Origin of the sequence: Aliiglaciecola sp. M165 (assembly GCF_007197995.1) — a bacterium.
Lineage (GTDB): Bacteria > Pseudomonadota > Gammaproteobacteria > Enterobacterales > Alteromonadaceae > Aliiglaciecola.
On the sequence record NZ_VKKH01000001.1, the window covers coordinates 152,178 to 172,756 of the forward strand.

Sequence of the window (20,579 nt, forward strand, 5' to 3'; positions counted from 1 at the left end):
CCTAACCTATCATGTTAAATTTAAGTTAACTACGGCGAAAACCAAATAATTTGCATGCTTTTTTCGCAGTTCTGTAACTTGCAAATTACACTTGTTGCATCATCAAATGATCCCGTTAGCTTTCATCTGTTTTTGGACAAAAAAAAGCGCAACACCAAGAGATGTTGCGCCAAAGCACTGAGTACAAGGGTTACGATTTAGCGTATGGCCACAAGAAGAGTCATACCAGGTCCAAATAGGGATGAACCTGAGAGTAAATCGTATAGGTAAAACGTTGTGGGGGAATGATCGGATCAATTTTTTTATTAAAAAATTTTGCGACACTTTTTAGATCTCAAAAGTTCTTTTGAGTCTGCATCCTCTATAAGGATTACTCACATAGCATTAGCAAGTTGCATCGAAACAACTTTGCTGTGGTCTTCCGAAGACAGTCGCCCAACTTGATGAAAGCCAAATGATTGGTGAAAATCAGCGGATATAGGGTTAGCGGGTATGAGATTATACTCGCAGCATATGTGCCCTATTTTTTGATCACGAGCAAATTTAAAAAGGTCATCGTATAACATTTTGCCCAAACCGATCCCATGTAAGGTCTGGTCAATCACGATCCGATCAACGTACAAGAAGTTTTTGTAACGTAAATCAAACCAACGATAGTTCTCACTGTCATACTCCGTCTTGGGTGCCATAGCCATCAAGAAACCGACTATTGATGGGACTGATACGGCATTTTCTTTTAATGTGTCATGGCCGTTATGCACGTCATTTTTCGGCAGCTTTTCGATCACTTTATGATAGGCGCAGCGATTGTGCAGATGTTCAACTCTGGCCAAATCCATAGGGCTGGTGAACTGCACAAAGTTATCATTCAATTGCTTGATAAATTTGAAGTCATTTAATTTTGCGTTCCTGATGCGAAATTCTGTCATTGTCGACCCGTAGATAGAGAGGGATAAACTGTTGTACTAGTATTATCGTAAAAAGGAGCAAAAAAAAGCGCCTGTGCGGCGCTTTTTAAGTTTTATTTAGTGTTGCCACTTCCTGCGCTATCCTTCATGAATCTGAAGAAGTCACTATCCGGTGCAACAATTAACACGTCTTGTTTGTTATCGAAACTTGCTTTGTACGCATCCATACTGCGAAGGAAGGCGTAAAACTGTGGGTCTTGCGAATAAGTTTCAGCGTAAATTTGTGCAGCCTGGGCTTCACCTTCACCTTTAATCTTACGTAAATTACGCTCAGCATCAGCGAGCATTACAGTGACTTTTGCGTCAATGTTGGCCTTGATGACCTCTGCTTGTTCGCGACCTTCTGAGCGGTGCTCTCTCGCTACAGCTTCACGTTCAGCACGCATCCGTTGGAAAATAGAATTACTGACTTCTTGAGGTAAATTTATTTGTTTCACTCTCACGTCAACAATTGCAATCCCGAGTTCGTCTGAGCTACTAGAAGCTTGATTCATTGCTTCATCCATTAATTCAGAGCGCTCTCCAGAAACGATTTGCGAGATGGTACGGGTACCAAATTCTGAACGCAGTCCGTTATTCACTTTCTGTTTAAGAAGTGCTTCGGCTTGTAGTTTATTACCGCCTGTAGACAAGTAATATGTCGCAAAATCTTTGATTCGCCACTTCACGTATGAATCAACAATCAAATCTTTTTTCTCTGCAGTAACAAAACGGTCAGCCGGATCGTCCAACGTTTGTATGCGCGCATCCAGCGTGACAACGCGATCAATCAAAGGCCATTTAAAATGTAGGCCCGGGTCGAATACCGTGGTAAGGCCTTCAGTGTCGCGCTCGACTTTACCAAATTGGATCACAATGGCTTTTTCGCCTTCAGGTACAACAAATAGTGAACTGAAACCCACCAGCAACAAAACAACGATCAAACCTAAACTTAAATTTTTCATATTTTAGTTTCTCCCTGTTCTGCTTCTGTCACCACGAAGGGTGGCATTTGGCGTGGAGTTGGAGCTTTGCCCCGTCGTATCATTCTGACGCAATCCTTCCAAGGTGCTTCGAGAGTTGGGGCGGTTTTGTCCAACGCCTTGTCTATCGAGTATCTTGTCTAGCGGCAAATACATCATGTTACCAGTGCCTTCGTTATCGACCATGATCTTACTAGTGCTTTGATACACCTGCTCCATGGTTTCAAGGTAAATGCGCTGTCTGGTTACTTCAGGGGCAGCAATATATTGTGGTAAAAGTTCAGCAAAACGTGCGACTTCACCTTGTGCTTCCAAGGTAACTCGCTCTTTATATGCTTGCGCTTCTTCAGCCATACGATTGACTTGTCCACGAGCCCGAGGTTCGATTTCTCGAGCATAAGCTTCTGCTTCACGAATAAAGCGCTGCTCATCTTCCTGTGCGGCAATTGCATCATCAAATGCTTCTCGCACCGCATTAGGTGGGCGAGCATCTTTAAAGTTGATATCGACAATTGACATGCCCATGTCGTAAGGCTCGATAATCGATTCCAATTCTTGCCAAACTTGTTGACGTGCGTTTTCACGACCACTAGTTAGAATGTCGTCCATCTTCGAGTGACCAACAACATAACGAATGGCACTGTTAAGTGCTTGATTCAAACTTTGCGTGGGATCCGTGACTGCGAAGGTAAACTTATAAGGTTCAACGATTCGATACTGCACTTCCATCTCAACCCCAACCACGTTCTCATCTTCAGTAAGCATGCTACCTTCTGATGACATGGATTTGATTGATTGCACGTTGACTGGAATAACTGAGTCGATAAAAGTTGGCTTCCAACGCAAGCCTGGCTCAACAAATTGGCTAAACTCACCAAAACGCAACACCACACCACGCTCTGCTTCACGAATAGTATAAAAACCACTGATGAACCAGATTACAACAAGAAGAACGGCGATAACTGTAAGCCCTACGCCACCGAGGTTTTTTCCTCCAGACGCGCCACTGCCGCTGCCACCTTTATTCAATTTTCCAAAAAGGTTTTTGAATATATCATCTAAATCCGGTGGTCCTTGGTCACGTCCGCCCTTATTTTTCCAGGGGTCGTTGTTATTTCCACCAGGCTCATTCCAAGCCATGTTTACTCTCCGTTAAGGTTAAAGCTAAAACCGAACCAACGTGATTTTATTAACTCAACGTTAGAACGTATGAATTTATTAATGTTTGACCACCAAGCTCGATAAATCGACTTCAGTGCGTTTTTCCAAACGGTTCCAGTCGCTTGTTGGCATTCGAATGTCAACTAGCCAGTCACCGTCTTCCGCGTAAGATTCTGCCGCGATACAGTTCATACGAAATAAAGTGCCACGAAGTTTACCTTCTTTGGGCGGAATTCGTAATGTAAATTGAACCATGCTCTTTGATAAACATTCAGTGAGGGCAATAAATAATAAATCAATCCCTATCTGCTGCTGTGCTGACAACCAAACACGAATAGGCGTACCTTCATCATTACGGTCAATCCTTGGCTCTACCCCTTCCAGCCGATCTATTTTGTTACAAATCATTAGTTGAGGGATGTCAGAAGCGTCAATTTCTTCCAAAACGTCATTAACTTGGTCGATGTTGTCCATATGTTGATCATCGGAATAATCAATCACATGAAGGAGTAAATCAGCTTCTTGAGTTTCCTGCAAAGTCGCTTTGAACGCCGCAACGAGATCGTGAGGAAGATGGCGAATAAACCCTACCGTATCAGCCAAAATCGCCGAACCCACGTCTTGTAATTGTATTTTCCGAAGTGTTGGGTCTAGCGTGGCGAACAATTGATCGGCTGCATAAACTTCAGCATTGGTAATGGTGTTAAACAAGGTCGATTTGCCAGCATTTGTATAGCCAACCAGAGACAATGTCGGCATTTCAGCCCGCTTTCGTGCCCGACGGCCTTGTTCACGTTGTTTCTGTACTTTTTCCAGGCGTCGTAAAATACTTTTGATTCTGGCACGCAGTAGTCGTCTGTCTGTTTCCAACTGGGTTTCGCCCGGACCACGTAAACCGATACCACCTTTTTGGCGCTCCAAGTGAGTCCAGCCGCGTATCAAACGGGTCGATATGTGTCGCAATTGGGCTAATTCAACTTGAAGTTTACCTTCATGAGTTCTGGCTCGTTGAGCAAAAATATCCAATATCAGCCCAGTACGATCGAGCACACGACACTTACACAAGGCCTCTAAGTTGCGCTCTTGCGAAGGTGATAGCGGGTGATTGAATATGACGATATCCGCATTATTCGCACGCACGGAGTTGGCAATCTCTTCTGCTTTTCCGCTGCCGGTGAAATATTTTGGATGTGGGGCATGGCGGGAACCAGTGATTACGTCCACTGCGTTCACCCCTGCAGACGAAACTAGCATTTGCAATTCTTGAAGGTCTTCTTTGCTAGTATCGTCAGAAAAATCGATATGAACTAAAACAGCCTGTTCGCCTGCTTCATAACGGTCAAACAAGCCGCTCTCCTAACTGGTTTTATTCACCGTTGTCAGAGTCGTTTTGGGTGCCTGCGGACATGTTGATCGCTCGAGAGGGAACAACAGTTGATATGGCATGCTTATAGACCATTTGACTGACGGTGTTTTTCAATAGAATCACGAACTGATCAAAAGACTCTACTTGACCTTGTAATTTGATTCCATTAACGAGATAAATTGAGACTGGAATGCGTTCTTTTCTTAGCGCATTCAAAAATGGGTCTTGTAAAGATTGCCCCTTAGCCATCACTTTTCCTTATCCTTTTATTTTTATTATGGTTTTCACCTGATAGGCAAATTATACAGTAAAACTCGGGGCTGTATAGTTGCGCTCAAGTGACAGTATTGCTGACATTCATAATGGTAGTCAAATTGTGTTTTACAACTCCGTCCAGAAAATTTAATTTTTCCCAATTTCGTAACCAGGTAATTTGTCTTTTAGCTAACTGCCTTGTAGCAGCTATCCCTTTGAATATCATCTCATTGTGGTCTATCTCACCGTCAAGGTATTGCCACATCTGACGGTAACCCACACAACGCATAGATGGCATGTCTAAATGCAAATCTCCGCGATTTTTTAAGGTTTCAACTTCTTGCTGAAACCCGTATTCCACCATTTGCAAAAATCGCTTTTCGATTCGCTGGTGCAGTATAGCGCGATCTTGAGGCATTATGGCAAATTCTTTTACCGAAAATGGGATAGGTTGCGATTTTTCCTTGGTGAGTTGGGTTAATGACTTTCCGCTTAGTGCGTGCACCTCTAAAGCTCTAATTAATCTTTGAGGATCGTTAGGATGAATACGTTGCGCAGACACTGGGTCTATTTCTGCTAGCTTGTTGTGCATTTCTTGCCAACCAATGGCTTCGGCCTGTTGCGTTAAATCTGTGCGCACTGCTTCATTTGCCTGTGGTAAGTTAGACAAGCCGTCTACCAAGCTTTTGAAATACATCATGGTGCCCCCAACTAACAGTGGGATCTTTCCTTTTTGTGCGATGTCATGCATGTGTGCTAACGCATCTTGACGAAAATTGGCAACCGAATAGGTCTCACTTGGGTCGAGGATATCTATTAATCTATGCGGTGCCAGAGACAACTCTTCTGTTGTAGGTTTTGCTGTTCCGATATCCATGCCTTTGTATATCAACGCTGAATCGACACTTATGATCTCGCAAGGAAGTTGCTGGCAGAGTTCGATTGCGAGGGCTGTTTTACCAGAGGCGGTCGGCCCCATGATAGAAATGGCCAACGGCAGTGTTTTGTCTTCTTGGATCTGATTAGTCATCATATTGACTTAACCATTCTTGCATAGGCACTTTTTTTGCCACCCGTTTTACCAACTCTGCACCATCTGTTTGCTGAAGCAGCCACTGAAATATAAATTCAGCTTCGTTTTGATGATCCACTACTCGATTAATTTGTGCTGTGGACAACGCGTAATAATAAAGCTCGGCGGCGGTTTTTTTTTGTCCCTGTGTTTGCAGGCCATCAAGAATGTCGGACAAAATATCGGCCCAATTTAAAGCTCGGGTGCCGGAAGGCACTTGTTTTAGCAAAATCCGCGGGCCCGCAATTTGTATTTCTAGTCCACATATCTGTAGTTGCTCAATGATCGGTTTGGCAATGGTGAGGTTGTCGCGAGTAAGTGAAACGGGCATTAGTAGCGGCTGTTTGACCGGTGGTGTTGATCCCATTTCCCGACGCAACCGCTCTACGTTGATATCGACTAAATTGGCGTAATAGACGAGATTGTTGATGCCAAATAGCGCTTTGTCTGGCGCAGTAGAGAAAATGGTCATTGGTAGAGAACTATTTTTTGCTAGCTCATTAGTCCGCATCAATGACTGATAATTGCTAAATGAAAGGTGCTCATCTTTATTCGCTGAACGCCCGTAATGTGTTCCTGATCTACTTTGTAAGTTAGCACCAACTTGTGATTTAACACTTTGATTCAATGAGGATCGTACGGAAACATCTTGAGTATCTGACGAATAATCGTGATGTTGCAAAGGTCTAATGTATTGATGTTCTGGAAGTGGCTGCTCAAGAACTTTTGACGCCTTATCGCTTGCGACATGACAAGGTTCACTATTTTCAGAGATTTGCAACGAGGCACTCAACGCTTCGTTACTTACCCGGAAAATAAAGTCGTGTACGAGTCGTGCTTGGTGAAACCTGACCTCATGTTTAGCCGGATGGACATTGACATCAACTTGTTGTGGGTTGACTTCAAAATACAATACATAGGCCGGATGGGTATTGGGATCAATCAGACCTTCATATGCTTGCCTTAATGCGTGATTAATCAATTTATCGCGCATCACCCGGCCGTTAACATACACATATTGAATATCGTTTTGGGGTCGCCCATTGCCCGGAAATGACAACCAACCTTTCAGTGTCATATCGCTGTATTCACTATTTACGTAAATACTGTTGTCGGCAAACTCTTTTCCGCAAACTGCTTCAACTCGTTTCAGAGGGTTCGTAAGACTTTGGAGTTTGGGGTACTTTCGCACAATTTTGCCATTGTGTTTTAAGATAAAGCCAACATCAGGGCGACTTAACGCGATGCGTTTAAGTGTCTCATCAATATGCTGAAATTCGGTTTTCTCCGCTCGCAGAAACTTGCGCCGAGCCGGCGTATTAAAGAACAGGTCGACAACGTCAATACAGGTGCCTTGCGGATAGGCAGCGGGTTCGACCTTTACTTGCATATCACGGCCTTCCGTTGACGCCTGCCAAGCTTTGTCTTGGTCCAACGGCTTAGACGTTAAGGTTAAACGAGAAACAGAGCTAATACTGGCAAGCGCTTCGCCCCTAAACCCTAAACTCATGATATTTTCTAAATCGTCCAGGTTGAAAATTTTGCTTGTCGCATGTCGGCTCAACGCCAATGTCAGTTCATCTTTGGCTATACCTTTACCATTGTCTTTGATACACAGACGCTTGTGCCCACCGCGTTCTACTTCTATTTCAATAAGTGTAGCGCCCGCATCCAGGCTATTTTCGACAAGCTCTTTGACCACCGAAGCAGGCCGTTCGACCACTTCGCCTGCAGCAATTTGGTTAGCGAGCTCAGTAGAGAGGATTTGAATTGGCAAGGTGAACCTTTTTAATTTTGCGCAGGTAAATAGCAGTCGATCAGGTGCTGGGAATGGTAAGTACCTGTCCGATCCTTACTGTATCAGTGCGCAGGTTGTTCGCTTCTTTGATGGCTTTTATTCTAACATTGTAGCGTTGCGCCAGCAAAGACAATGACTCACCACTTCGAACTCGATGGGTGCGTTTTTCTGCTTTGGAAAGGCTCGCCCACATAGTGCCATCCGGTGGTAATTTCTTGAAATATTGTCTGATTGCCTGAAACACTGAATCAGCCAAACGTTGACGATGTTTTGCCCAATTCAGATTCTTCTCTTCTTTAGGGTTAGAGATAAAACCTACTTCAACCAAAATCGATGGAATGTCTGGTGACGTTAACACCGCCAAACTTGCGGCCTGCGGTCGTTTTTTATGAAGCTTAGTGACATCTTTAAGTTCTTTGATGACGATCTTACTGATGTCATAACTGGTGGTTAAAGAATGATCCATCGACATGTCTAACAGTGCTTGAGCTAAGTATCGTTCGCTAGCGGTGTCTTGGATCACCTCGGCGGCCCCGCCTAACAACTCTGAATGTCGCTCAGTTCTTTCCATCCAGCGCCCCAATTCAGAGTTTGCGCGGCCCATGGACAATACCCAGACTGACGCACCATTTGGTTGAGGCGTCGTGAATGCGTCTGCATGAATGGATACAAATAAATCTGCTTTACTACGGCGGGCAAGTTCTGGACGGTCGTTGGGTGAAATATAATAATCACCCGTTCGGGTCATCACCGCTCGCATTCCAGGCTCTTTGTCGATCTTTTCCGCTAATTTTTTACTTACGCTCAGGGTGATGTTTTTTTCATAGGTGCCACTTGGCCCAATGGACCCCGGATCTTCACCACCATGTCCAGCATCAATTGCGATAATGATGTCACGATCCCTTGTCGAACGATCTGAGGTCATCACCGCCTGTTGAGGCTGTTCATTTTTATCACTTAAATCGATGACCAACCTGTTTTTGTAAGGAGCTGTTGGCGGAAGAGCAAAAATTTCGGTGTTGGCGGGGATGTCTAATTCCAATACCACACGAACTGAATTTTTATTTTTCGGTGTGCTGTACCTGACTTTTTTAACGAGTTTGCTAGTGCTTTTCACGTTACTGAGATCGAAATTCGACTGGGTATTAGCCAGATCGATCACCAATCTCGTTGGATTTGAAAGGGTAAAATAAGAATATTCAGGTTGCGCGGAGAGATCTAACACAACACGAGTGTTAGATGGTGAAGGCCAAACTCTTAGCCCTTCAACCACATTCGTGGCAAAGCCATTCTGACTGACAAGTATCAGCAGTACGCACAAACATGCACGGATTAATTGATTAGGTTTTACAGGTTTCATTATTTTTATAGTTATCGACAATCTTAGCGCCATAATCACTGGCAGCCTCTACTGTAATCGTTCTGCCGTGTAAGTGATACTCTATACTAATCTGCAGGTCAGCGGAAGCCAATAAGCCCGCGCCTTTTTCCGGCCATTCAACGAGGCATAAACAATCACTGTCAAAGTAATCTCTGATACCCATGTATTCTAGCTCTTCGGGATCAGCCAATCGATACAAATCAAAGTGAAATACACGCCATTCACCGATTTCATAGGGTTCAACCAACGTGTAAGTCGGGCTTTTTACATTGCCTTGATAACCCAATCCATGCAAGAACCCGCGACTGAAAGTCGTTTTTCCAGCTCCCAACTCGCCGGACAGGTATATCACGGTATGTTGATCGCACTGTTGTGCTAGTTTACTTGCAAACTCTACAGTGGCCTGTTCATTTTCTAGTTGAAGCTTTAGTGTCATAGGTCAATTAACTAACTGTCGTAAAAATGGAAATAAATCTGAGGCAATCATACCACGCTGGCCATCGCGCTTAGCAACTAAATCAGCTGCGCCAGAGTGTAAACATGCTCCATAGATACTCGCCTGAGCACTGGACATTCCCTGGGCAATGAGCCCGCCGAGTACGCCTGAAAGCACATCTCCCATGCCCGCAGTCGCCATTCCTGGGTTTCCGTCGGCACAGACAAACATCCCTTGATGGTTATGGACTATGCTGCCAGGACCTTTTAATAGTGTGTTGCCACTGTATTTTTCGAAAAGCCTTTTTGCACTTACAAAACGATTCTTTTCAATGTCGTGGGGGGTTACGGCTAACATTCTCCCCGCTTCGGCGCTATGCGGAGTGATCACTAATTGTTCCGATTGGAATTTTCGCAAGTGGTGACTCAACAAGTTGAGGCCATCTGCGTCAATTACCACCGTTTTTTGCTCGTGAACTAAATAGCTAAGAACCTGGTTAAAGGTTTCTCGGCTCCAAGAGTCTTGCCCCAAACCCGGGCCAAAGACGATACAATCTGCCCACGCCATCCATTGATGAAGGTTGTCGCTCGTGACCATGACTTCGGCCCTGTCTAAAGCCACTTGGACCTCACTATTGGAATGGCAATAGACTTTGACTAACCCCGCCCCTACTCTCAAGGCCGCTTCGGCGCTTAATCTAATGGCGCCCGCCATTCCTTTGTTCCCACCAATACAAAGTAGACGACCATTGTTGCCTTTATGTCCGTTTAACGGGCGTTGCTTGAGCGGCATAAAATCCTTGAAAGAGATGAGTCTTCCTATGGGTTTAACCAATTTTGCGAATTCTTCACCGATATTCAGCGGCATGAATTGCAGCTGTCCAACATGTTGACGTGCGTCTCCCGTTAACAAACCTGACTTGACTCCGACAAATGTCAGTGTGCAATTTGCTTGCACAGCTGAACCTAATACTTGCCCTGTGTCCGCATCGATGCCTGAAGGTATATCAACGCTCAGTACATCCGCGTCGGCCCCATTGATTCGCTTAATGATGTTTGCGTAATCCTCAGATACTTGCCCCTTAACGCCGGTGCCTAACATGGCATCCACAATTAAATCAAAATTGCTAAGTTCTGTCGTTGATGCCTCTAGAATTGCCTGATTGGAAATTTTGCTCCAGTGTCGCTGTGCGGTTAACGCATCGCCCTTGAGGCTTCTTTTGGGGTCGATCGATGTGACCGATACAGTGAACTTATTTTCAAATAACAAACTGGCCAGCACATAACCATCACCGCCATTATTTCCTGTTCCTGTGACGATAACGATTTTGGTCTTTTGCGGATAATGTTTGGAGACCCAATTAAACAAGGACTCCCCGGCACACAACATTACCTCGTATAAAGGGATAGATAGATTAGCAGCAGCTTTTACTTCGCCATCTCTAAAGGACTGCGAAGAATAAATATTTTGTGATAACCTGCACGAGGATAATTCAGCGTTCAAGGACCTATGTGACACAGTTTTCTCCCGAATATCTCGACGATTTAGCTAAAAGTATCAAGGCGTGGGCAAAATCGCTAGGTTTTCAGCAAGTGGGAATTACAGATACCGACGTTTCCCAACATAACCATGCATTAAAAAGCTGGGTGGAACAGGGTTACCACGGTGACATGGCCTTTTTTGAGCAAAACCACGAGCTGCGCACTGATCCCGCTAAACTTGAGCAAGGCACATTGAGAGTTATTAGTGTCAGAATGAACTATTTACCGCCTGATGCCAGTTTTGCCCAAGATCTTAAAAACGATAGTACCGGATACATTAGCCGCTATGCGCTTGGGCGTGATTATCACAAATTAATCCGTAAGCGGTTAAAACAACTGGGCGACAAGATACGCGAACATTGCGAGCAGATTCAATTCAGACCGTTTGTCGATTCTGCCCCCATCTTGGAACATGCCTTAGCCGAGAAGGCCGGGATCGGGTGGACTGGTAAGCACTCACTTACACTTAACAAAGATGCTGGCTCGTGGTTTTTCCTTGGCGAATTGTTTATCAATATTCCATTGCCTGTCGATCAACCCGTTGAAGAAAATTGTGGTGCTTGCACTGCATGTATGACGATTTGTCCAACACAAGCAATTGTAGCGCCTTACACTGTCGATGCGCGAAAGTGTATTTCCTATCTGACTATCGAGCACAAAGGCCCCATCCCCCTAGAGTTAAGACCATTAATTGGTAACCGAATTTATGGCTGTGATGACTGCCAACTCATCTGTCCCTGGAACCGTTTTGCAGATGTCACCGATGAAAGTGATTTTTTGCCACGAAGTCTGCTTAAAAGCCAACCGTTGACCGAATTATTTGCCTGGGATGAAGAAACTTTTTTGCAAAATACCACCGGCACCCCCATTCGGCGCATTGGATATCAAAAATGGAAACGCAACCTTGCCGTTGCCATGGGCAATGCGCGTTACTCCACAGAGATATTGCAAGCCTTACGAGAGGCACTGCCTTTGCAATCTGAATTGGTTCAAGAACATATTATTTGGGCGCTTGCACAACAGGAATCAAAAAGTCGTTTAATTGAGACCACGTCTAATGCCAACGACGTCGAGCGATTGAAATCAAGACTGGTGCGCAGTGTTGAAAAAGGACTACCTCGAGACGCTTAATGAGATCTTGCAGGCATAACACATCAAACCGACTTTTCCAGTTATTCTTTTTCTGCAAAACGCGCCCTAATGCGCTTAGCTAAAGGTTTTTCCAAAAAATGCGTGCTAAGCGTTGCCAAGGTTAATACCATGACAATAGCGAGTGACACCTGATAGGGGCCAATTTGCGGATAGATACTTAGCGATAAAAACGCCAGCGCCAGCACAAATGCCTGCCAAATAAAAATGGAAAATCCTAAGTCACCCAAGGATTTCGTTCCGGGTAGCGTCATAAGCTTGGCGAGCAGTCCTCTTCCCCGGGCTAAATCGACGATGATCAACATATAAAGCGGCATCAACAGTCCATAACGCAATACGTACATAAAATGCAATTCAATGGCGGGAACGCAAGCAATCGCAATCAGAATGACGGTCGCCACATCTCCCCATGCAAATAATGAAGACGATTGTCTGCCCACCGCTTGGTTGTGCATTGGAAACACGCGCGCAAGTAGCATCCCAGCAACAAAGTAAGGCAACCAGAACACTGGAAAGTTACTAAAGAACAATTGCAAGGTCATACTCCACTGAACCCCGGATAACACTAATCCTCCGTAGAATGCGGCGGGAATAAGGGAAACAATCGGAATAACAGACAACAAGATCTTTTGCTGACGCACCGACAATTTGCTTAATTTGGCGACCAACCACGGCATGATCAAATATAAAAACACCATGACTGAGATCGTCCAAGTAGGCCAACTCCAGACCGGAATCAATGGCGGGATCCACGCTTGAATCAGTGCAGCCGTTGCCACAATACTAACCATTAAAAGGCCGACTGGGCTCCCTTGGCTCACATAAGCACCAATATTGAGCGTCACCAGCAAAAATAAGACGAACAAATGGATCGGATAAATACGTGCAAATCGCTGTATCCAAAATTGTTTTTTACTGATTTTAAACTTCCCGTTTTCTCCCCAATAAAGATAAGCCAAAATAAAACCTGACAACATGAAAAAGAGATTTGTGGACACCCAACCATTAGACATGATTGTCATTACAAATTCAGGCGCATTCTCAAGGCTAATGAATAACCCTTTGGTTTCCTCATTCTTGCCACTGTGAAAAGTATAAACGGCCCAAAGGTGGTGCAGGAAAATATGGAAGATAGCGAAAAACCGAATGCCAGTCAGTGCAGGTAGCTGTTTCGGATGATGGTTCTTTTTGGGGCAGTTCACGCTGACGATCCTCGTGATTTACATTAGTGCATTGCAAACACTATAAAACCTGAACCATACCTTAGGTAAAGAACTTTTTTCGCGACTTTTAACGCCATATTCGCGAAATGGAATGCACAAATATATGTGACAAATTTTTGATAGGCATCAACTGACCAAAATCCTAGTCAGTTGATGCTACAAGCAATTAGCTATTATGATAAGGCTTGCTCAACCTATGTACGGCATCAACAAAAACCCCGGCATTTTCAGGCGGTACATCAAGGTGAATTCCGTGCCCAAGGTTAAACACATGACCATTTCCTTTGCCAAACCCTTCCAATATAGTTGCGACCTCTTGCTCGATTCGGGCAGGCGGAGCATATAAAATAGATGGGTCCATATTGCCTTGTAATGCAACTTTGTCACCCACTCTGGCTTTGGCATCGGCAATATCAATCGTCCAATCCAAACCTAGTGCGTCACAACCCGTCGCTGCGATGGATTCAAGCCACATCCCGCCGTTTTTCGTGAACAAGGTGACCGGGACTTTTCTACCGTCATGCTCTCTGATTAAGCCGTCGACAATTTTATGCATGTACTGCAATGAAAACTCTTTGTAGTCGCGGGGACTGAGCACACCGCCCCAGGTGTCAAAAACCATTACTGATTGAGCACCTGCTTTGATTTGCGCATTCAAATAGAGGATCACTGAATCAGCAAGCTTATCCAGCAGTAGATGCAGTGCTTGCGGGTCAGCAAACGCCATTTTTTTGATTTTGGTAAACGCCTTACTTGAACCGCCTTCAACCATATAGGTAGCTAGTGTCCAAGGGCTTCCTGAAAATCCAATTAACGGCACTTCACCGTTTAACGCTTTGCGTATAGTACGCACGGCATTCATTACATAACTCAACTCATCTTCAGGGTCGGGAATCGGAATTGCTTTAATTTGCTCCATTGTTGTTAAAGGGCGCTCAAATTTTGGACCTTCCCCGGTTTCAAAATACAAACCTAAACCCATCGCATCGGGAATAGTTAAAATATCCGAGAACAATATCGCCGCATCAAGCGGAAATCGTCTTAAAGGTTGTAATGTGACTTCGCAGGCCAACTCAGCGTTTTTACACAGGGACATGAAATCACCTGCTTGTTTGCGAGTTTCTTTGTATTCGGGAAGATAGCGGCCAGCTTGTCTCATCATCCAAACAGGGGTCGTATCAACAGGTTGACGAAGAAGAGCTCGCAAATAACGATCGTTTTTTAGTTGCATTAAAAATTCCGCAAAAATGGTGAAACTGAAGTGAGTCAATGTCCGAAAAATCAGGGTAATACCGTTGCAAAAAGGTATTAAACAGCGACTGTTTCATAAAGTCCGACATTGTATTGAAAAAGCAAGAAGATCGCACGTATAACGAAAAATCACTTCATTTTACATTTAAAGTTACAAATAACTTGCAAAACGGTTCAAAATGCTGCTATAACACGTCTGCGTTACAAAATTATAACAATAAAGAAGCTCGTTGACGGGCCCTCCACGCTAAAAAATTCTAGCCCTGCTTATGCAGGGCTTTTTTATTGCTAATCAGCTCTTTGGTTTTCTCTATAAGTCGCCCTGCGATGGACATATTGGGCGGTACAAAGGGCATTTCATCTAATTCGTACCAGGCTGCTTCCAAGATCTCATGACCATCTACGTTTATCTCCCCCGAGTCGTGCTCTGCAATAAACCCCATCATCAAAGAATGAGGAAACGGCCATGGTTGACTGGAAAAATACTCCAGGTTTTTAATTTTGATGCCGACTTCTTCGAAAACTTCTCGATGCACGGCCTCTTCAAGGCTTTCTCCACTCTCCACAAATCCTGCTAAAACTGAAAACATCTTGCGCTCTTTCTGAGATTTACCTTGAGCTAGCAGTATTCGATCTTGGTTACGAATCGCCACAATAATGCAAGGTGACACCCTCGGATAACAGCGGTGCTTGCAGGTATGACACTGCATTGCCATTTCCCAATCGACTTGCTCCATGCTGCTTCCGCATTGCCCACAAAAACGGTGAGTGCGCTTGAATAAAATAAATTGCCATGCCCTTGCCGCAACGGAAAACAAATCTTCATTGTTACTTAAAAATATACCTCTGAGACTCATCGTATCTAACTCGCCCAAGGGTAATGTTTCCAGCCCTACATCAATGGCATAGCAGGCCAATCCACCAAACTCGCCGATGTTGATAATCTGATCACCATAGTGATGAACAAAAGGTAAATCTTGCCATGTCGCTTTTAACCAACCACTGTGTTGCTTATTTGCGACTACACGTTCACCACTGAAAATTAACCAATGGGCAGTTGTGTCATGCCCAATACTACTAATGTCTACTAGCATCTTGTTCACATATGTTGCCTTATAGATACGTAAAGGATAACGCGATTTAATTAAGATAGGCGATCACTAATTTTGCATCTGTGAATTCTAACTTTAAGATTCTTAGGTAATTTTATCCTTGAGTAGTGTTTTGTTGAGTAGGTGCAAATGATATACTTAAAATTCAGCTGACACGTGCTCCTGCTAAGGAAGATTTATGTTAGGCCAAGTAGAAACTGCGAAACAAAAATATGCGGGTATTGACCAGTCTGTCGATACTTGGCTTCAAGAAAGACAACAACTGCTTGTGCAGTATTGTCAGCTCGCTGGTTTGCCTCCTTTCGAAAATCGAAGTGGTGGGTTGCCTAGCCTAGAGAGTATTCGGTCGTTCTGCGAAACCTTGGTTGATTACGTCTCAGCGGGACATTTCGAAGTCTATGGCCAACTCACTGCAGACACGAAAGACTTTGACCATAACAACACTATTAATCCGATTATCTCAGAAACAACTGAAGACGCATTGGCCTTTAACGATGCCTATGCAGAAATCGGTGAGCAAGACCAATTAGCTTCTTTTGACAAAAGTTTGTCGCATTTAGGGCAACGACTTGAAGAAAGGTTTGCTTTGGAAGATGAACTATTGAATGCAATCAAGACACAACCCTCTGCCCTTTAGGAATGCATTAGAAAAATGAAATATGGTGAGCAACTCTCCAAAGCAAGGGAATACTGTGAACACAAAGGTGCAAGATTTACGCACCTTAGAGAAAAAGTCTACGAATTATTGTTGAAAAAAGAAGGCTCCATCGGTGCCTATGAGCTGCTGGATGAGCTCAAGCTAACTGAAGCTAGTGCTAAACCAGCGACGGTATACAGAACTCTCGACTTTTTGCTGGAGTTTGGACTGATACACAGGCTTGAATCAACCAATGCTTTTGTCGCTTGTCATCATTTTGACTGCAATCACCCCGTACAATTTCTGATATGCGACAACTGTGGTTTGGTAAAAGAAATTCAGTCTGAAGGTCTGAAAGAAAAACTAGATAAACAGGCACATTCGGTTGGCTTTAACGTAACTAAACAAACCATCGAAGCGCATGGAACTTGCGCAAAGTGTCAGTAAACTGGCGTAACAAAGTGTCACGCAAACCCACATTAACAATTGGGTTAACGTAAATCGTATAAGGATAACTAACAACTATGAACGCTGATTTTATCAACCCGTTTATCTCCGCGTTGACAAACGTTCTCAAAACCATGGCTCAAACAGAGCTCAAACCGGGTAAACCGCAAAAGAAAAAGGACGCCAAATCTTTTGGTGATGTGTCTGGATTAATAGGCATGGTGGCCCCAGAAACTCAAGGATCACTTTCCATCACATTTGAAGCCTCGTTGGCCCTAGACATAATGGAAAAAATGTTAGGTGAACGCCCAGCAGAATTAAACGATGAAGTGTCTGACATGGTTGGTGAAATAGCTAATATGGTTTGTGGTGGTGCTAAACTGGCGCTAGCTGACAAAGGGTTCGAATTTGGAATGGCTTCTCCAGTGGTTGTGTCAGGCAAAGACCATTCGATTAACCATCAAGTTGACGGTCCAAAAATGATCATGCCATTCCAGGGCGAATCTGGAAAAGCCTACTTAGAAATTTGTTTTAATAAGTAGTGTCGCAATGTGGATACAGAATTTGATAAGCCTGCGGCCAATGAGCCGGGGCTTTCATCTCATTACTGACGATGTAGTTAGTCAAATACCACAAATCCATTCTTGCTCGATCGGCGTATTACACCTTTTTATACAGCACACCAGTGCTAGCTTGACTATCAATGAGAACGCCGATCCGACGGTTCGACAAGATTTGGAAGCACACCTTTGTCGCTCGATCCCTGACGGAACGGAACGATACTTGCACAACTATGAAGGTGATGACGACATGCCTGCACATATTAAAGCCAGCGTATTAGGTTCGGCTTTGACGATTCCGGTTTCCAATGGCAGGCTAGCGTTAGGTACATGGCAAGGCATATACCTTGGAGAACACCGCATTCATGGAGGCTCACGGAAAATTATTGCAACATTGAACGGTGATATAAACAATAATTAATATAATAAGACTGAGTCTCAACTCAGCATTGGATAACTTTTAAAAACCACAAAAATCAGGATGGAAGAATGAAAAAATTACACATAGCACTGGCAGTTGCCGCTGCCATCACAACACATGGTGTCGTTGCTGACGAACCCGATTACAAACAATGGGTCGGTGGATTTGCAGAAGTCTACAAACCCGATGAAGAAAAGTTTTTTGATTTCACCTCTTATGACGCTGGATTAGGTTTGGGCTTGGAATATGGATTCAGACATGATGAGCATTGGGGTGGTCGTGTAGAATATTCGAAAATCAACCTGGAAAGTGATGCCAATCTCGATGATGACACTGCGGATCGTTTTGGATTTGACGCAATGTACTTTTTGGAAGATGACTTACTTTATATTTTTGGCGGTATCAAGCACCTAAACATGCCACAGTCTGGCGGAATGGCGAACTTGGGTTTGGGTAAGCACTTTAACGTAGGCGAAAACCTTAAACTTATTACAGAAGTCGCGGCTTACCATGATTTTGGTCAGGCTTATAATGACGTCAGCGCCAAACTAGGTTTAGCTTATGCCTTTGGTAAAACTGCGCCAAAACCGCCAGGTGATGCCGACCAAGATGGTATTAATGACAATCTGGATCAATGCCCGAACACCGCTATTGGAGCTCGTGTAGACAGCAAAGGTTGTAACGTTGATCTAGATGGTGACGGAGTTCTCAATGGTGTTGATCAATGCCCTAACACTCCCGCAGGTACTCGCGTTGACGCAACTGGCTGTAACTGGGACAAAGACATGGACGGTGTTGGCAATGATTTGGATCGCTGCCCAGACACACCAGCAGGTACGGTTGTTGGAGCTAAAGGCTGTAGCCTTGAAATCGACAGCGATCAGGATGGTGTTTTAGACACAGTAGATCAATGTGCTGACACACCTTTGACTGATAAAGTTGACGCCAATGGCTGTAGTATTTTCGAAGAAGTTGAAGTTCGTGAAACGCTAAATGTTTTGTTTGGTAACAATAGTGATGTTATTCAAAACCCTGATGATCCTAAATTCCAGGAATTTGCGGACTTCATGAATCGCTTCCCGAATACCCAAACTGCTATCGAAGGTCACGCGTCTGCACCAGGTCGTGCTGATTACAATATGACGTTGTCGCTCAAGCGTGCCAGAGCCGTTAGACAGCTACTTATTGATAAGTACGACATTGCTGCAGATAGACTAAGCGCTGAAGGGTTTGGTGAGACACAACTACTTGATGAGAGCAATACTGCAGAAGCTCATCGCATCAACCGCCGCATTGAAGCACGCGTTACTGCAACACAAAAAGAAAAAGTGTTACGTGACTAAGCTCGACTGATATAAACGTAAAAAGCGGCTTTAAGCCGCTTTTTTGTTGTCTTCTCGATAACCCTGGATTGGGGTTAATCAAAACTATTCGTCCGAGTAAGCAGGGCCTGCATAGTTATCGAAGCGCGAAAACTGTCCTTGGAAGGTTAATCTGACTGTACCAATTGGACCGTTACGCTGCTTACCAAGGATAATCTCAGAGATCCCTTTGAGTTCAGTGTTTTCGTGGTACACCTCATCGCGATAAATAAACATGATCAAATCCGCATCTTGCTCAATTGAACCTGATTCACGCAAATCAGAGTTAACCGGGCGTTTATCGGCCCGTTGCTCCAGACTACGGTTAAGCTGAGACAATGCAACAACCGGCACTTCCAACTCTTTTGCCAGAGCTTTGAGTGAGCGTGATATCTCGGCAATCTCCAAGGTTCTGTTTTCACTCAAAGAGGGTACTCGCATAAGCTGAAGATAATCGATCATGATCATGCTGATCCCGCCACGATCACGTGCCAATTTTCTTGCTCGGGTACGCACTTCCATGGGCGTAAGACCAGAGGAATCATCTACGAATAAGTTGTCTTTGTCTTTAAGCATGGCCATGGTGTTGGAAATTCGTGCCCAATCTTCGTCATCAAGCTGTGCGGTACGAATTTTGGTTTGATCAACACGGCTGAGTGAGGCCAGCATCCTCATCATGATTTGTTCGGCAGGCATTTCCAGCGAAAAAACCAATACTGGCTTTTCTTCTAGCAACATGGCGTTTTCACACAGGTTCATCGCAAAGGTGGTTTTACCCATCGAAGGACGAGCAGCAACGATGATCAAATCCGATGGCTGCAAGCCACTGGTTTTTTTATCCAGGTCGGTATAACCGGTGGAGACACCCGTAACTTCCTTGTTGGTTTTTATCAACGCTTCCAAGCGATCGATGGTTTTACCCAGTACCGCTTCTACGTCTCTAGGCCCTTCGTTGGCGCCAGTTCGCTTTTCGGCGATTTCAAAGACTTTGGTTTCAGCTAAGTCTAATAATTCGTGGCTGTCGCGGCCCTCGGGGTTGTACCCCACGTCTGCAATATTATGTGCGACACCAATCAATTCACGAGTAATCGCCCGCTCTTTGACAATTTCAGCATACGCCACAACGTTTGCTGCACTGGGTGTGTTTTGTGCAAGCTCACCCAAATAGGTAAAGCCACCAGCTTCTTCAAGTTCGTCGTGGTTTTCTAGTTCTTCAGAGACCGTAATGATATCAACCGGCAGATTGGCAGCAAGCAAACGCAGAATGGCTCGAAAAATTGTGCGATGGGAACGATTATAAAAATCTTCTTCAACAACCACTTCTGCTACTTTGTCCCAAGAATCCGGGGCAATTAACATACTGCCCAGCACCGACTGCTCTGCCTCCATGGAATGAGGAGGGATTTTCAACTTTTCTATTTTGTCGTCGGTATTTTTGTTTGGAACAGCTTTCACGGGATCTAATGAGTTAGCAAACG

Annotated in this window: 20 protein-coding genes; 6 read left to right on the top strand and 14 right to left on the bottom strand. The window is 44.3% G+C overall.

Features of this window, described 5'->3' with window-relative positions; genetic code table 11:
• Positions 1-374: 374 nt before the first annotated feature.
• The 10 genes from FM019_RS00655 to FM019_RS00700 all read right to left on the bottom strand — a co-directional run bounded on the left by FM019_RS00655 (position 375) and on the right by FM019_RS00700 (position 10,917).
• Positions 375-929, bottom strand: a complete 555-nt coding sequence (locus FM019_RS00655) for a GNAT family N-acetyltransferase (RefSeq protein WP_143833961.1) — start codon at positions 927-929, stop codon at positions 375-377.
• 92 nt (positions 930-1,021) lie between these two features.
• Positions 1,022-1,912: a protease modulator HflC gene (gene hflC, locus FM019_RS00660; RefSeq protein ID WP_143833962.1), complete on the bottom strand. Its 891-nt coding sequence runs from the start codon at positions 1,910-1,912 to the stop codon at positions 1,022-1,024.
• Between the two features lie 3 nt (positions 1,913-1,915).
• Positions 1,916-3,070: an FtsH protease activity modulator HflK gene (gene hflK / locus FM019_RS00665; protein ID WP_143833963.1), complete on the bottom strand. Its 1,155-nt coding sequence runs from the start codon at positions 3,068-3,070 to the stop codon at positions 1,916-1,918.
• A 78-nt stretch (positions 3,071-3,148) separates the two neighbouring features.
• Complete coding sequence (gene hflX / locus FM019_RS00670) at positions 3,149-4,438, bottom strand: ribosome rescue GTPase HflX (protein WP_143833964.1); 1,290 nt, start codon at positions 4,436-4,438, stop codon at positions 3,149-3,151.
• A 19-nt stretch (positions 4,439-4,457) separates the two neighbouring features.
• Positions 4,458-4,706, bottom strand: a complete 249-nt coding sequence (hfq, locus tag FM019_RS00675) for an RNA chaperone Hfq (RefSeq protein WP_143833965.1) — start codon at positions 4,704-4,706, stop codon at positions 4,458-4,460.
• Positions 4,707-4,791: 85 nt separating this feature from the next.
• Complete coding sequence (miaA, locus tag FM019_RS00680) at positions 4,792-5,742, bottom strand: tRNA (adenosine(37)-N6)-dimethylallyltransferase MiaA (RefSeq protein ID WP_143834252.1); 951 nt, start codon at positions 5,740-5,742, stop codon at positions 4,792-4,794.
• The gene (mutL, locus tag FM019_RS00685) at positions 5,735-7,561 is read right to left on the bottom strand and encodes a DNA mismatch repair endonuclease MutL (RefSeq protein ID WP_143833966.1); all 1,827 of its coding nucleotides are present in this window, start codon (positions 7,559-7,561) and stop codon (positions 5,735-5,737) included. Before mutL ends, miaA begins: the two co-directional genes overlap by 8 nt.
• Positions 7,562-7,601: 40 nt before the next feature.
• A complete protein-coding gene (locus FM019_RS00690; protein ID WP_143833967.1) occupies positions 7,602-8,942 on the bottom strand; it encodes an N-acetylmuramoyl-L-alanine amidase in 1,341 nt (446 codons plus the stop codon).
• Positions 8,923-9,399: a tRNA (adenosine(37)-N6)-threonylcarbamoyltransferase complex ATPase subunit type 1 TsaE gene (gene tsaE / locus FM019_RS00695; protein WP_143833968.1), complete on the bottom strand. Its 477-nt coding sequence runs from the start codon at positions 9,397-9,399 to the stop codon at positions 8,923-8,925. The genes FM019_RS00690 and tsaE overlap by 20 nt, the downstream gene beginning before the upstream one ends.
• Before the next feature lie 3 nt (positions 9,400-9,402).
• A complete protein-coding gene (locus FM019_RS00700; protein WP_143833969.1) occupies positions 9,403-10,917 on the bottom strand; it encodes an NAD(P)H-hydrate dehydratase in 1,515 nt (504 codons plus the stop codon).
• Here FM019_RS00700 and queG point away from each other — a divergent pair.
• Entirely contained in the window at positions 10,911-12,071 is a 1,161-nt protein-coding gene (gene queG, locus FM019_RS00705) for a tRNA epoxyqueuosine(34) reductase QueG (protein ID WP_143833970.1), read from the top strand. The genes FM019_RS00700 and queG overlap by 7 nt on opposite strands.
• Before the next feature lie 41 nt (positions 12,072-12,112).
• On the opposite strand, the gene FM019_RS00710 is transcribed toward queG, so the two are convergent.
• The 3 genes from FM019_RS00710 to nudC all read right to left on the bottom strand — a co-directional run bounded on the left by FM019_RS00710 (position 12,113) and on the right by nudC (position 15,657).
• Positions 12,113-13,291: an acyltransferase family protein gene (locus tag FM019_RS00710; RefSeq protein ID WP_185969133.1), complete on the bottom strand. Its 1,179-nt coding sequence runs from the start codon at positions 13,289-13,291 to the stop codon at positions 12,113-12,115.
• Between the two features lie 187 nt (positions 13,292-13,478).
• Entirely contained in the window at positions 13,479-14,543 is a 1,065-nt protein-coding gene (gene hemE / locus FM019_RS00715) for a uroporphyrinogen decarboxylase (protein ID WP_143833972.1), read from the bottom strand.
• 277 nt (positions 14,544-14,820) lie between these two features.
• On the bottom strand, positions 14,821-15,657 hold the full coding sequence (nudC, locus tag FM019_RS00720; protein WP_143834253.1) for an NAD(+) diphosphatase: 837 nt from the start codon (positions 15,655-15,657) through the stop codon (positions 14,821-14,823).
• Positions 15,658-15,853: 196 nt separating this feature from the next.
• Here nudC and rsd point away from each other — a divergent pair, with 196 nt between their 5' ends.
• The 5 genes from rsd (at position 15,854) to FM019_RS00745 (ending at position 19,083) form a co-directional block, all read left to right on the top strand.
• The gene (gene rsd, locus FM019_RS00725) at positions 15,854-16,312 is read left to right on the top strand and encodes a sigma D regulator (protein ID WP_143833973.1); all 459 of its coding nucleotides are present in this window, start codon (positions 15,854-15,856) and stop codon (positions 16,310-16,312) included.
• A 15-nt stretch (positions 16,313-16,327) separates the two neighbouring features.
• Entirely contained in the window at positions 16,328-16,759 is a 432-nt protein-coding gene (locus FM019_RS00730) for a transcriptional repressor (protein WP_143833974.1), read from the top strand.
• Positions 16,760-16,836: 77 nt separating this feature from the next.
• Positions 16,837-17,301, top strand: a complete 465-nt coding sequence (locus FM019_RS00735; protein WP_143833975.1) for a chemotaxis protein CheX — start codon at positions 16,837-16,839, stop codon at positions 17,299-17,301.
• A gap of 7 nt (positions 17,302-17,308) precedes the next feature.
• On the top strand, positions 17,309-17,740 hold the full coding sequence (locus FM019_RS00740; protein WP_143833976.1) for a secondary thiamine-phosphate synthase enzyme YjbQ: 432 nt from the start codon (positions 17,309-17,311) through the stop codon (positions 17,738-17,740).
• Positions 17,741-17,808: 68 nt separating this feature from the next.
• Positions 17,809-19,083 carry an OmpA family protein gene (locus tag FM019_RS00745; RefSeq protein WP_143833977.1) on the top strand — a complete coding sequence of 425 codons (1,275 nt, stop codon included), beginning with the start codon at positions 17,809-17,811 and terminating at the stop codon, positions 19,081-19,083.
• 84 nt (positions 19,084-19,167) lie between these two features.
• Here FM019_RS00745 and dnaB read toward each other — a convergent pair whose 3' ends face one another.
• Positions 19,168-20,556, bottom strand: coding sequence for a replicative DNA helicase (gene dnaB / locus FM019_RS00750; RefSeq protein ID WP_143833978.1), 1,389 nt, complete (start codon positions 20,554-20,556; stop codon positions 19,168-19,170).
• Positions 20,557-20,579 lie beyond the last annotated feature (23 nt).